The sequence below is a fragment of the Pontibacter diazotrophicus genome (genome assembly GCF_003367245.1).
Taxonomy (GTDB): Bacteria; Bacteroidota; Bacteroidia; order Cytophagales; family Hymenobacteraceae; genus Pontibacter; species Pontibacter diazotrophicus.
The window spans coordinates 18,820-32,052 of record NZ_QRGR01000012.1 but is presented as its reverse complement, the minus strand read 5'-3'; the positions used below and the strand labels follow the sequence as shown (position 1 = coordinate 32,052).

Genomic DNA, 13,233 nt, shown 5'->3' with positions numbered 1-13,233 from the left:
ATTCATGACTTCCCGGACACTTTACGAAGAAGCTGTTGAACTGCTGAAACAATTGATTCAAACACAATCCTTCAGCAAAGAAGAAAGCAACACAGCAGCTATTATCGCGCATTTCCTGGAAGAACGTGGGGTCAATATCCACCGGGAGCAGCATAATGTATGGGCTTTTCACAAGCACTATGATGCTTCAAGACCCACTATCCTGCTAAACTCGCACCACGACACGGTAAAGTCTAACCCTAGTTGGACGCGTAACCCATTCGAGGCTGCCGTGGAAGAGGGGAAGTTGTTTGGCCTTGGCAGCAACGACGCCGGTGGATGTCTTGTCTCACTTATAGCTGCTTTCCTGCATTTTTATGAAAGAAAGGATTTAAAGTACAACCTTGTATTAGCAGCGACTGCCGAGGAAGAAATCTCCGGCAGGAATGGCATAGAGTTCATCCTGCCGCAACTGGGCACATTAGAGGCCGCCATTGTAGGCGAGCCGACCGAAATGCACCTTGCTATAGCAGAAAAAGGCTTGCTGGTGCTGGATTGTGAGGCAAAAGGTAAGGCGGGGCATGCAGCCCGGGAAGAAGGATTGAATGCAATTTATGAAGCGCTGCCGGATATACAGTGGTTTCAGCAGTATAAATTCCAGAAGGAGTCTGAGTACCTCGGTCCTGTAAAGATGAGCGTGACGATGGTGCAGGCGGGTACACAACATAACGTGGTACCGGACAGCTGCCGCTTTACTGTAGATGTTCGTTTAACGGATGCTTATACCATGGAGGAGGTGATGGAGGTAATACAGCAGCATGTAAAAGCGGAGGTTAAGCCCCGTTCCATGCGTCTGAAACCTTCATCTATACCTTTAGAGCATCCTATGGTGCAGGCGGGTATCCGGATGGGCCGTCAGACCTACGGTTCTCCCACAACCTCAGACCAGGCGCTGCTGCCAATTCCCTCGCTTAAAATGGGACCAGGCTTTTCCGGCCGCTCTCACATGGCTGATGAATTCATTTATTTGTCAGAAATAGAGGAGGGAATCAAACTGTATATAGAACTGCTGGAGCAGGTGGTATAAAATCTTTATATGGTGCAGTGGCTATAAAGCCGCACGTGCTTCTTTTCTTTACATCGATCTAAGTTTGTGTAGTCGTGAAAATAAGTTACAGAAACAACTGCTACGTTCGCCCTTGTTGTGTGTTCTCACCCACAAGCACGCTACTGTTCCAAATTAAAATAAATAGGATTACTATCTGCCATCAAGCTGTTGGTGAGAACACACAACAGCGGCGACAAAAATTATAATAGCATATAACTCATTAGCACATTAACATATGAAACTTTGGCAAAAGAATACGGGCACAGAAAAGGAGATAGAGAAGTTTACTGTCGGCAAAGACGCTGAGCTGGACATGCAGTTGGCTCCTTTTGATGTGCTGGGTTCGCTGGCGCACACGCGGATGCTGCAAAGCATTGGCTTGTTGGCAGCCGAAGAGTTAGATGTGCTGCAGGCAGAGCTGAAGAATATTTATAAAGACATTGAAGCAGGTAGTTTTGCTATAGAACCTGGTGTGGAGGACATACATTCGCAGGTAGAACTGGAGCTGACACGCCGTGTAGGGGAGGCTGGTAAAAAGATTCACAGTGGCCGTTCCAGAAACGACCAGGTGCTGCTGGACCTTAAACTGTTTTTCCGTCACCAGCTACAGGCCGTAGTAGAAGAAACAAAAGACTTGTTCGATTTGCTGCAAGAACAAAGCGAAAATTACAAAGACGTGCTGCTGCCCGGATACACTCACCTGCAAATTGCCATGCCTTCTTCCTTTGGGCTGTGGTTCGGCGCCTACGCTGAGAGCCTTGTGGATGATATGTACTTGCTGCAGGCTGCCTATAAAATAGCAGATAAAAACCCCTTAGGTTCTGCCGCTGGTTATGGTTCTTCTTTTCCCCTCAACCGCCAGATGACAACTGATTTGTTGGGTTTTGAGAGCATGAACTATAACGTGGTATACGCACAGATGGGCCGTGGCAAATCAGAAAGGGTAGTGGCGACAGCCTTGGCCTCGGTGGCTGCTACGCTTGCTAAAATGGCCATGGACCTGTGCCTGTATATGAACCAGAATTTCGGCTTTATCACACTGCCTGACAGCCTCACCACCGGCTCCAGCATCATGCCCCATAAAAAGAACCCCGATGTTTTTGAGCTGCTGCGCGGAAAGTGCAATAAGCTTCAGGCCTTGCCAACGGAAATTTCCATGCTGCTCATTAACCTGCCATCCGGCTACCACCGCGACCTGCAGCTACTGAAGGAGAATCTTTTTCCTGCTTTTGAGGAACTTCAGCGTTGCCTGCAGATGATGGCCTTTATGATGAAGCAGGTACAGGTGAAGGAAAATATCCTGCAGGACGAGAAGTATCAGTACCTGTTTAGTGTGGATGCCGTGAATGCGCTGGTATTGGAGGGAATGCCTTTCCGGGATGCTTACAAAAAAGTAGGAGCCGATATTGAGGCCGGTACTTTCTCCCCGGCAGCTACTGTAACCCATACCCATGAAGGCAGTATCGGCAATCTTTGTAACAATGAAATAGCAAACCAAATGCAGCAGGCTATAAGCCAGTTTAATTTTGAGCGGGTTGAGAAAGCGTATGCCGATTTGCTGGGTTAGTTAAGATGAAACTTCTGAGCTTTAATGCGCTTCATGCTGCGGGAGGTTTGCAGCAGTGCTCCTACCAGTAAGGCAAGTATAACAGCAAGCGCTATTACTAAGTAAGAAAGTGTCTTTAGAGAGCTCAGCTGCTTCTCCGCAGAGGCATACAGTTCGTGCCCTACTTCCTGCTGCAGCTGGCTGAGTGCATGCAAGGGCAGGAGCATCTGGTTAAAGGCAGGCACCACCTCTGTTGTATACATGTTGGCAGCCGCCGCCTTATCACTGCTTTGGCTCAGGTTCATGGCTGCATGCTGTAAATCAGTGAGCTGGCGCAGCGCAGTTTTAAACTCTTGCAGGTCCTCTGCCTCCTTTTGTGTCAGGTAAGTAGTTTCATACTTGGCCAGGAGTGAGTCCACTTCTTTTATATTCTGATTGAATTTTGCCTGCAGGTGCAGCTCCTGTTCCTCAGACTGCGCCTGCATGTGCTCCTCTAGCAGCATCAGATTTTGGTAATAGCGTTCCTGCATAGCCGCTATATCCAGAGCAGGTATAAGCCTGTCCTGGTACACCGATTTAAATTGGGTGCTCACCTCTTTCATACTATAGCTTACCCACCAGTTTGCCAGCACAATGATCATAAAAACAGCCGCTAAGGCCAGAGCTACTTTATTACGTTCCCGAATCCTGTATGTCCAGTTCATAATACTGTCGGTTAACTTATACTAAATATAAGCAAAATAATGCACTTTAGCTACTGTCCTTATAATTGCTGGCAGAGCTTTAGAAAGTGCTATTTTAAATCTTGAAATAATAAAATATCAAAACTTATTTAGTACGTATAACAGTCAGATTTTAACGTTCATAAAATGTAAGCCTTCAACGTGATTCCAATCAAGATCCATACGCAGCCGGATGATTCTACCTGTGGGCCGACTAGCCTGCATGCTGTCTACCGTTACTTCAAAGATGCTATTTCGCTAAGCGAGGTAATAAAAGAGGTGCCTTACCTGGATGAAGGGGGTACGCTGGAAGTTTTACTTGCCTGCCATGCCCTGCAGCGGGGATACAGTGCCCGCATCTATACATATAACCTGCACATTTTTGATCCAACCTGGTTTACGCTGAGCAATGAGGATATCATCATGAAGCTGGAAAAGCAGATGCAGGTAAAAAAGGGAAGCAAACTCCACAGGGCTTCACATGCTTACATCGAATTCCTGCGCTTAGGAGGAGAACTGCGCTGCCGCGACCTCACTAAAACCATGCTACGCGAGTACTTTGATCAGGGAATACCGCTGCTGACAGGGCTAAGCGCTACCTATTTATATCAGAGCGCACGGGAACTGGAAGATGAACTGGGGAAATCTATTTATCATGATGTGCGTGGATTTACGATGGGCCACTTTGTAGTACTCTGTGGCTTTGCCGATGATCCAAAATGCATTGTGGTGGCAGATCCTTACCGCGAGAACCCCTATTTCGGAGACAATTATTACGAAGTGAAGGCCTCGCATCTGATAAATTCCATTATGCTGGGCATGGCCACCTTCGATGCCAATCTTTTAGCCATACAACCTGCCACTCAAGTTACTGTGCAAGAATAAAACATGCGAAAAATAGTTGTTGTTGATTACCCCAGGGATTGGGATGAGGCGACGGAAGACACCGAAGTAGTGGATACGCAGACTTACCTGACAGACGCTGCTTATACCGATATAAAAAACGCCAGGATATTTAATCTCAGCCGTTCCTACCGATACCAGAGCGCAGGTTACTATGTGTCGTTGCTGGCGGAGGCAAGAGGGCATAAAGCCATCCCAAGCGTCACGACCATGCAGGACCTGAAAAGCCCAACCATCGTCAGGGCAATTACGGTGGAGCTAAACGATCTGATTCAGAAAAGCCTGGCGGGGCTGCGGTCAAAAAACTTTACCCTCAGCATATATTTCGGGCACAATGTGGCCCTGAAGTATGAAAAGCTTTGCAAGCAGCTGCATGATCTGTTTAAGGCGCCCCTGCTGCGGGCTCAGTTTGTTTACAAAGAGGAGTGGGTGCTGCAGAGTATTTCTCCGATACCTGTAAATGAGGTACCGGAAAGTCACAGAAGTGACCTGAAACGCTTTGCTAAGGCCTATTTTGCGAGGCACCGTTTTTCCAGTGTCCGCGTTTCGCGAAAGATTTATGATCTGGCTATCTTAGTAGACCCGCATGAGAAGGCACCGCCTTCCAACGAAAAGGCCATACAGTATTTTGTGGAAGCGGCAGAAGGCCAGGGATTTTACACAGAATTAATCACCAAAGATGACTATCGTCGGCTGGCTGAGTTTGATGCACTTTTCATTCGGGAGACTACGGCTGTTAACCACCATACGTACCGGTTTGCCCGTAAAGCGCACGCAGATGGCCTTGTGGTAATAGATGATCCGGTGTCGATACTGCGCTGCACAAACAAGGTATACCTTGCGGAGCTACTAACGAAAGCAAAGGTGCCTGTACCTAAAACCATGATCATACATAAAGACAACCGGACACAGGTTGAGTCTGTTCTGGGTTTGCCTTGTGTCCTCAAAAAACCTGACAGTTCTTTCTCGCAGGGTGTGGTGAAGGCGAAAGATAAAGAGGGTTTGAAGGAGGAACTGGATAAAATGCTGGCTGATTCTGAACTGATTATTGGTCAGGAATACAAGCCGACAGATTTCGACTGGCGCATTGGTGTGCTGGACAAACAGCCGCTGTATGCCTGCAAATACTTTATGGCCAAAGGGCACTGGCAGATCTATAACTGGAACGGCAAGAAAAAACAGGATGAAGAGGGGGACGGGGAAGTAGTTCCTTTCGAACTGGTGCCTTTTCATGTGCTGCATACTGCCCTCAAAGCCGCTAATTTGATAGGAAATGGCTTATATGGAGTTGATGTGAAGGAAATCAACGGCAAGGCCTATGTGATTGAGGTGAATGACAACCCCAGCATCGATGCAGGAGTGGAAGACAAAATCCTGAAAAAGGAGCTGTATGCCTCCATCATTAAATCAATTAAAAAGCGCATCGACACCCACAAAAACAGCAGGAATTATGAATAGTGTCAAACAACCCCTACACCTGTTTGAAGGATTCGGGGTAGAGTTAGAGTACATGATTGTGCAGCGAGATAGCCTGCAGGTGCTTCCAATTACAGACAAGCTGATTTATGAGGAAGTGGGGGAATATCTTTCTGATGTGGAGTTCGGTGATATAGCCTGGAGCAATGAACTGGTGCTACATGTAATTGAACTGAAAACACAGGAGCCGGCCAAAAGTATTCTGGGCCTGCAAGGAAAATTTCAGGAGCATGTTCAGAAAATTAACGGGATGCTGGAGAAACATAACGCTATGCTGCTGCCTACAGGAGCGCACCCGCTCATGAACCCCGAAAGAGATACTAAATTGTGGCCGCATGAGCATAATGCGGTGTATGAAGCTTACGATCGCATTTTCGGTTGCCAGGGCCACGGCTGGTCTAACCTGCAGAGTACTCACCTGAACCTGCCTTTTGCCAACGATGCGGAGTTTGCGAAGCTACATGCAGCTATCCGTGTCCTGCTGCCAATTATCCCCGCTATCAGTGCCTCTTCTCCTATTCTAGATGGCAAAGTGAGCGGCCTGCTGGATACACGGCTGGAGGTATACCGCCACAACCAGGACAAGATTCCTGCTATAGCGGGGAAAATAGTGCCTGAAGCTGTCTTTTCGAAGAAAGAGTATGAAGAGCAGATCCTGCAAAAAATTTATAAAGATATTTCACCTTATGACCCGGATGAAATATTACAGGAGGAGTTCCTTAACTCCCGTGGAGCCATCGCCCGCTTTGTCCGGGATGCGATTGAAATCCGCGTTATAGACATTCAGGAGAGTCCGGTGGCGGATATTGCGGTGCTACAAGCCATCGTAACGGTGCTGCAGGCATTGGTGGCAGAAAGGTGGGTGCCTATGGAGGTTTTGAAAACTTGGGATGAGAATGAGATGGCAGCTATATTGCTGGAGGTGATCCAAAAAGGGCAGGAGGCAATTATTACTAACCATGAGTACGTACGACTCTTTGGATACGACTGCAGCGGAAGCTGCTCAGCGGGTGAACTCTGGCAGCATCTGGTGCAGGAGCTTCTGGTGCTTGACGATGAGCCGGAAGTGGCCCATGCCCTCAACATCATCGTGTCCAGGGGAAATTTGTCCAGCAGAATTTTAGAAGCTATTGGCAAAAACCCTTCAGAAGAAAAAATAAGAGAAATTTACCGTCAGCTGGCAGTGTGCCTGCAGGAAGGAGGTGTGTTTATTCCGGATGAACCATGCTAGCCTTTGTGTTATCCTGTGAGCACGGCGGAAACAAAGTACCCGCTGCCTTTGCGCATTTGTTTAAGGGGCAGCAGGAGCTGCTCTCCTCGCACCGAGGCTACGACATCGGGGCAAAGGAATTGTTTGAAGAACTGAAAGGCGATGCCCATGCGGCCTTTTTTGCAGATACCACCCGACTACTCGTTGAGCTGAACCGTTCGCTAAATTCAAAGTCCATTTTCTCTTCTGTCACAAACAATTTACCGGAACCCGAAAAGCAGCAGGTTCTGCAGGAGTATTATCATCCGTATCGGCAGGCCGTGGAGAAACAGATACAAAGCTGTATCACAGCAGGCAGGCAGGTCTTGCATCTCTCGGTGCACACTTTTACGCCGGTGCTGGAGGGCGAAGTACGCCAGGCGAATATTGGGCTCCTCTATGACCCAAAGCGCAGCATAGAGAAAAGCTTCTGCCGCCAATTAAAAGAGCAGCTGCTACAGTTGCAGCCCAGCTTGCAAGTACGGTATAACTATCCTTATCTCGGTGTCTCAGACGGTTTCCCGACGTACCTGCGGCGCAAGTTTCCGGCGCAGCAGTATATAGGCATAGAACTGGAGATTAATCAGAAATATCCGCTGGGAGAGACACTGCTATGGGAAGAGCTAAAAAGTATCGTTAAAGAGAGTTTACAGCGGTTACTGAGTCTTTACAAGTTACCGGAAATAGAGAAGTAGATTTTTCTGAAAATGGAAATAAAGCACATCTGATAACAAAAAAGGTGAATATGAAGTATTGTACAGGAGTATATAAAACTTTAGTGAGGTAGAGAAATCGTGTAGCAGGCTATAAGGTTATAAATTTAATAATTGTTTTTTCACCATAAATTCCTAAAACTATGAAAATTAAAAGTCTACTACATCTGGTTGTAGTGCTGTTCGCAGGTCAGTTCCTTTTTTCGTGTAGTTCAGCTGAATACTACAAGTTTTCGGCGCAGAAGCCCGAAGCTTATAATAAGATAAAAGAGAAACCAATCCCGGTTGCAGAGCCTGTAGAAGCGGATCCAACCATGACTGACATAGCACTCGCTGCTGCCAATGAAGAAGCAAACGCTTCTGAAACAGCGCCTGATATAGAGGCAAATGCCGCCGTAACGGCACCAGCTGTAAAGAAAAATAAAACTGCTGAAGTCGTTAAAACGCCTGCTATAGATGAGACTATAACGCTTGACAAAAGAGAGGTAACTGTAACAGAGGCAGAAGCGTTGGCTATGGCCAAAGAGCGTATCTCCAACATGACCAAAGCAGAGAAAAAAGAGCTAAAGAAAGAGGTGAGGGAGGCATACCGCCAGACTGGTGGAGGAGCTAACATCATAGAGATTATTCTGGCTATACTACTGCCTCCATTGGCTGTGTTCCTGCACGATGGCATTGGCACCAGCTTCTGGATAAGCATAATCCTGACGTTGCTTTTCTTTTTACCTGGAATTATATATGCCCTTTTAGTGGTAACCGATACGATTTAACTTACTTTATACAACATCTATCAAACAGGAGCACCGTTAATAGCGGTGCTCCTGTCATTTTTAAGCAAATTTGATTTAACCACAATAATGTGATATCGTTACAGAAATAAAAAGGCAGCTAAGCCAGACTGTTTTCAAAGCATCTACCAAATGGAATACAAGGACTACTACACTATACTTGGGGTAGAAAAATCTGCTTCACAGGCCGATATAAAGAAGGCGTACCGCGCATTGGCCAAGAAATATCACCCTGATAAAAACAAAGGCGACAAAGTCGCAGAAGACAAGTTCAAAGATATAAGCGAAGCCTATGAAGTACTAGGCGACGAAGCGAAACGTAAGCAGTATGACCAGTTAGGTGCCAACTGGCGGCAGTTCCAGAATGCAGGCGCAGGCGGCGGGCAGTATTACGGGCAGCCAGGTGGTTTCAACGAAGCAGATTTTAGTGACATGTTTGGCGGCGGAGGCGGAGGAGGCTTCTCTGATTTCTTCCAGCAGTTTTTTGGCGGCGGAGGCGGCTTTGGCCAGGCGGCAGGCGGCAGAACAAGAGCCCGCAAAGGGCAGGACTATAAGGCTGATTTAGAGCTGTCGTTAACCGAGGCCTACACTGGCACCTCCAGGCTCATCAACCTGAACAACCAACAGCTTCGCATCACTACCAAGCCGGGGGTGGCTGACGGCCAGCAACTGCGCATCAAAGGCAAAGGCGGTCCGGCAGCTGGGGGTGGCGTACCCGGAGATTTGTACATCGACATCAGAGTGCATCCTGATCCACGGTTTGAGCGCCGAGGCGATGACCTTTACACAACGTTGCCGCTCGACATGTTTACGGCTATATTGGGAGGGCAGGCGCAGGTAAATACCATGAATGGACAGCTGAAACTGACGATACCCGCCGGAACACAGGCAGGCAAAACACTACGCCTCCGCGGAAAAGGGATGCCCGTTTACGGTAAACCTGACCAGTTTGGAGACCTTTACGTAAAAATAGAAGTAAACCTGCCTACAGACTTGTCTGCCGAAGAGCGCCAACTGCTTGAGAAGCTACGGGATATGCGGCAGGCGAAAGCAGTATAATCGTAAATGTAGTTAACATAAGCTAAAGGTCCTTTGCCATGTTAGTGACTTTTGAACAAACCAGAACTTATAGCCCCCTAGATGAATTTTTAGATAGCCTTGCTGAGCAACAGCTTACCTATTATGCTTCAGACCTGCTGGAGAAGCGTTGTTGTGACAACATTGAGGAATTGGGGCAAGCAGTGAGGCGCGCCACAGAAGTATGCCATACCATGCACCTGCCGCTACGGGAGAACTTTAAGGTCGTGTACCGGTCTCAAAACGGAGAAGTAGTGCAGGATTGGCGGCTCTCTCCAATGGCATACCTGCTCATGGTCATCAACTCAGACTCTCATAAAGATGTAGTGGCGCGCATGCAGGTTGAAATGGTAAAGCGGGTGCTTAACTCTTAATAATCGGAACAGGCTGTGGCAAAGCCTCCTGTGCTGCCAGAGTATCACCCCAGTTAAACTGCAGGCACAAGTGCAGCATGTTTTCCGGTAAAGCTGCTTTTACTTCCACCTGCTTTCCTGAATATGGGTGCCTGAAGCGCAGTTCAGCAGCATGCAGCAGGAGGAAAGGGCTGTTCATTTCTTCCAGAAACATCCGGTTGTGGCGCCAATCGCCGTGGCGCTTGTCTCCTATTATATAATGCCTGATGTGGGCAAAATGCTTTCTTATCTGATGCATTCTGCCTGTTTCAGGCTTTATTTTAACAAGGCTATAGCGGGAGGTACTGTAGGGGCCTACAGGAATGGGCAATTCAATTGTGGCAAGGCGAGTGTAATGTGTCACAGCATCCTGTGCCGCTTTATGCTGGTGGTCCTTGTCCGGGCGAATGGGGCTGTCTATTGTGCCTGCCTCTGGAGTGTAGCCACGTACAATGGCAAAGTAAGTTTTATCCGGCTGGCGTTCCTCAAAGGCTTTCACGATAGGAGTGGCCGCTTCTGCAGACTTGGCAAACAAGAGTACACCAGAGGTGCCCCTGTCAAGACGGTGAACAGTGAACAGATGGTACCTTAATTGGTCGCGGAGCAACTGTAGGGCAAACTCCTTCTTTTCTTCGGCAATACGCGTCCGGTGCACTAATAAACCATTCGGCTTATTGACAGCTACATACTGCGCATCTTCGTAAATAATCTCCAGCACTTCAATTTAATTTTTCCCAAAGATACTGTTCCCGCCATAGTTTACATGCTTTTGGTATTTACTTTATAAAGTAAGGCAATAGAGCAGAGTTAAACGTAAGCGAAATGTATATTTGCAGGAAACACAGGATTATAAAGAACAACGAAAGGGCAGCAGCGATGGCGATATCAATAGACAACCTCCGGAAGGGAAAGAAATACCGCTTAAAAAACTACGGAGAGGAATTTGAGTTTCAGGTGATAGAGATGCCGGAAGATGGGGAATATAAAGTAAAGGATCTCACCACCTTAGATACTTATATGCTGAATGAACTGGTAAAGTATGGCAAAGGCAAAGACTATGACCTGGATGAGCTATAGACGTGAATTTTAGCTGCGACTCACTTTCCCTTTATTCTCCCAGTGGCTTTTCTGAATCTCCAGGGTGTCCGGCTTCCTTACAATGCGTCGCACGTAGCGTTCTCCGGCTATACTGCCATCTTCCCGGCGGCTGCCGATAAACAAAGTGATTGGTTCACCGTGCTCATTTGTGATATAGGTAATATCCTTCCCCAGCAGTTTCTGATCATACCGCTCGTCTGGTGCATAAGTCTTGTCCAATACCTTTAATAGCTTTGGGTTTATAGCCATTTTTTTCGCTTTATATTTGTAAATAGGATCTGTTAATCTAGTGGCGGATGTTCATAAGTCTTTTGCGCTTGCCCTCTATATACTTTATACTGAGCAGGAAAGATGCCTTAAAGATCCTTCTGCGCTAACACGAGATACCTTTTGCGAATGAGATTGAAGCAGGAAAGCAGGCAATGCTGCAACTGCTATCTGTGCAGCGAATAAAACACCTCTTCAAGGCAGTGTTTCTGCTCCCTGGCAATAAGAATGTGACCGGCTGCGTTGTGTGAGGAGGAGGGGGAGGTGGCCACTGAACGCAGTCAATTTTTCTCCGTATACAACCGAAGAAGCGAATATTTATGCAAGCACCACAACCACATTATTTTGTTTACATCCTTGGCGACCAGTCACGCAGTTTACGCGTTGGGATAGCCGGAGACCTGCAACACCACATAAAGCAGGTGAATCAGGGTGATGCCAAAGATGCCGCCGTAGCCGAAAAGCAGCCCAAGCTGGTTTACTATGAGCATTATGAAAGAGAAGAAATAGCAATCAACCGGGAGCAGGAAATAAAGAACGGCGGAGATGACTTCACTTTACGCCTGGTAGAATCCATGAATCCGAACTGGCTCGATCTGAGCGATACATTGGTTTAAAAATATTATATCTCTACAAAACAAAAGCGATGGGACAAACCCATCGCTTTTGTTTTATTAGGTAATATAATGCGTGCAAACACTTTCCTCCATGCTGTTCCCATGAACTGCCACAGGTTCATAATACAAAGTTTGCAAGCCTGTAAACCCACATCCGTTTTTAAATGTTCCTTTAACTGTGGTTAGACATTAATAGGCTATTCTGTTACCTTTGTGCCCCCTAAACTATACCTGTTGGTGTGGCTTACGCGTATCAGAAGAATTTCATTAGAAAGCAGCAGAGTGATCGGGAAACTAAGAAACAAAAGTGAAAATGTAAGGCTGCAGATACTTGTAGTGGCAGTAGGAGTGCTTCTGTTGCTGGCTAAGTTTGTCGCCTTCTTCCTGACAAATTCCAATGCTATTCTGACGGATGCGCTGGAGTCAATTATCAATGTGGTAGCAGGAGGATTTTCGCTGTACAGCCTCATCCTGTCTGCCCTTCCGCGTGACGAGAACCACCCTTATGGGCATGGCAAAATAGAATTCATTGCGGCTACACTCGAAGGCTCCCTGATTTTAGTGGCCGGTGGTATCATCATCATCAAATCGATATACAATTTAGTTGAGCCTGTTCCGCTGCAACAGCTTGATATAGGTATTCTCCTGATTGCTGTATCAGGTGTCATCAATTACATTGTGGGCTATGTCACTACCCGCAGAGGAAAGCATGCCAAGTCGATGGTGCTGACAGCGGGAGGCAAGCACCTGATGTCAGATGCTTATTCAACAGCTGGTATTCTGCTGGGTCTGGTACTTATTTACTTGACTGGTCAAATCTGGATAGACAGCGTAGTGGCTATCCTGTTTGGTGTGATTATTTGCGTGACCGGTTACCGTATATTGCGAAGTTCTGTGGCAGGCATCATGGATGAAGCAGATTATGAACTACTAAAGGATATCGTACAGGTACTTAATGAGAACCGCCGTGAGAACTGGATTGACATACATAATCTCCGTGTCATCAAGTACGGCGCCACACTGCACATTGACTGTCACCTTACCGTGCCCTGGTACCTGAATGTATTGGAAGCACATGACGAAGTAGAGGCAGTAGGAAAAGTAGTGCGCGAAAAAATTGACCCCAGCATTGAGCTATTCATTCACACAGATCCCTGTATAGAACCTTCCTGTTCTATCTGCACTAAACTAGATAGCTGTGATGTGCGGCGGCACCCGTTTAAAGCGCGGGTAGAATGGGAATTTGAGAAGGTGATTGCAGACAGGAAGCACACGCTGGACTAGCGTCTGGCTGATAC

15 protein-coding genes are annotated in these 13,233 nt (G+C 47.1%); 12 read left to right on the top strand and 3 right to left on the bottom strand.

The window, feature by feature from the left end; all coding sequences use genetic code 11:
* The first annotated feature begins 4 nt into the window (after positions 1-4).
* Complete coding sequence (locus tag DXT99_RS12365; RefSeq protein WP_115565872.1) at positions 5-1,066, top strand: M20 family metallo-hydrolase; 1,062 nt, start codon at positions 5-7, stop codon at positions 1,064-1,066.
* 256 nt (positions 1,067-1,322) lie between these two features.
* A complete protein-coding gene (argH, locus tag DXT99_RS12360) occupies positions 1,323-2,654 on the top strand; it encodes an argininosuccinate lyase (RefSeq protein WP_115565871.1) in 1,332 nt (443 codons plus the stop codon).
* Here the strand turns inward: argH and DXT99_RS12355 are convergent.
* Positions 2,651-3,337, bottom strand: coding sequence for an MCP four helix bundle domain-containing protein (locus tag DXT99_RS12355; protein WP_115565870.1), 687 nt, complete (start codon positions 3,335-3,337; stop codon positions 2,651-2,653). The two genes, argH and DXT99_RS12355, sit on opposite strands and share 4 nt — an antisense overlap.
* A gap of 180 nt (positions 3,338-3,517) precedes the next feature.
* Between DXT99_RS12355 and DXT99_RS12350 the strand changes: the two genes are divergently transcribed.
* The 7 genes from DXT99_RS12350 (at position 3,518) to DXT99_RS12320 (ending at position 9,935) form a co-directional block, all read left to right on the top strand.
* A complete protein-coding gene (locus DXT99_RS12350) occupies positions 3,518-4,240 on the top strand; it encodes a peptidase-C39 like family protein (protein ID WP_115565869.1) in 723 nt (240 codons plus the stop codon).
* 3 nt (positions 4,241-4,243) lie between these two features.
* The gene (locus DXT99_RS12345; RefSeq protein WP_115565868.1) at positions 4,244-5,716 is read left to right on the top strand and encodes a RimK family protein; all 1,473 of its coding nucleotides are present in this window, start codon (positions 4,244-4,246) and stop codon (positions 5,714-5,716) included.
* A complete protein-coding gene (locus tag DXT99_RS12340) occupies positions 5,709-6,965 on the top strand; it encodes a carboxylate-amine ligase (protein WP_115565867.1) in 1,257 nt (418 codons plus the stop codon). The genes DXT99_RS12345 and DXT99_RS12340 overlap by 8 nt, the downstream gene beginning before the upstream one ends.
* Positions 6,959-7,678, top strand: coding sequence for an N-formylglutamate amidohydrolase (locus tag DXT99_RS12335; RefSeq protein WP_115565866.1), 720 nt, complete (start codon positions 6,959-6,961; stop codon positions 7,676-7,678). Before DXT99_RS12340 ends, DXT99_RS12335 begins: the two co-directional genes overlap by 7 nt.
* A gap of 161 nt (positions 7,679-7,839) precedes the next feature.
* Positions 7,840-8,466 carry a YqaE/Pmp3 family membrane protein gene (locus DXT99_RS27545; RefSeq protein WP_246000686.1) on the top strand — a complete coding sequence of 209 codons (627 nt, stop codon included), beginning with the start codon at positions 7,840-7,842 and terminating at the stop codon, positions 8,464-8,466.
* Between the two features lie 150 nt (positions 8,467-8,616).
* Positions 8,617-9,543 carry a DnaJ C-terminal domain-containing protein gene (locus DXT99_RS12325; protein ID WP_115565865.1) on the top strand — a complete coding sequence of 309 codons (927 nt, stop codon included), beginning with the start codon at positions 8,617-8,619 and terminating at the stop codon, positions 9,541-9,543.
* Positions 9,544-9,581: 38 nt separating this feature from the next.
* A complete protein-coding gene (locus DXT99_RS12320; protein WP_115565864.1) occupies positions 9,582-9,935 on the top strand; it encodes a hypothetical protein in 354 nt (117 codons plus the stop codon).
* Here the strand turns inward: DXT99_RS12320 and DXT99_RS12315 are convergent.
* Complete coding sequence (locus tag DXT99_RS12315; RefSeq protein ID WP_115565863.1) at positions 9,925-10,671, bottom strand: pseudouridine synthase; 747 nt, start codon at positions 10,669-10,671, stop codon at positions 9,925-9,927. The genes DXT99_RS12320 and DXT99_RS12315 overlap by 11 nt on opposite strands.
* A gap of 158 nt (positions 10,672-10,829) precedes the next feature.
* Between DXT99_RS12315 and DXT99_RS12310 the strand changes: the two genes are divergently transcribed.
* The gene (locus tag DXT99_RS12310) at positions 10,830-11,030 is read left to right on the top strand and encodes a hypothetical protein (protein ID WP_115565994.1); all 201 of its coding nucleotides are present in this window, start codon (positions 10,830-10,832) and stop codon (positions 11,028-11,030) included.
* Between the two features lie 9 nt (positions 11,031-11,039).
* On the opposite strand, the gene DXT99_RS12305 is transcribed toward DXT99_RS12310, so the two are convergent.
* Complete coding sequence (locus DXT99_RS12305; protein ID WP_115565862.1) at positions 11,040-11,300, bottom strand: hypothetical protein; 261 nt, start codon at positions 11,298-11,300, stop codon at positions 11,040-11,042.
* 338 nt (positions 11,301-11,638) lie between these two features.
* Between DXT99_RS12305 and DXT99_RS12300 the strand changes: the two genes are divergently transcribed.
* Together DXT99_RS12300 and DXT99_RS12295 are read left to right on the top strand one after the other, a co-directional pair.
* Positions 11,639-11,935 (top strand): GIY-YIG nuclease family protein, encoded by a 297-nt coding sequence (locus DXT99_RS12300; protein WP_115565861.1) that lies wholly within the window; start codon positions 11,639-11,641, stop codon positions 11,933-11,935.
* A gap of 282 nt (positions 11,936-12,217) precedes the next feature.
* Positions 12,218-13,219, top strand: coding sequence for a cation diffusion facilitator family transporter (locus DXT99_RS12295; RefSeq protein ID WP_115565860.1), 1,002 nt, complete (start codon positions 12,218-12,220; stop codon positions 13,217-13,219).
* Positions 13,220-13,233 lie beyond the last annotated feature (14 nt).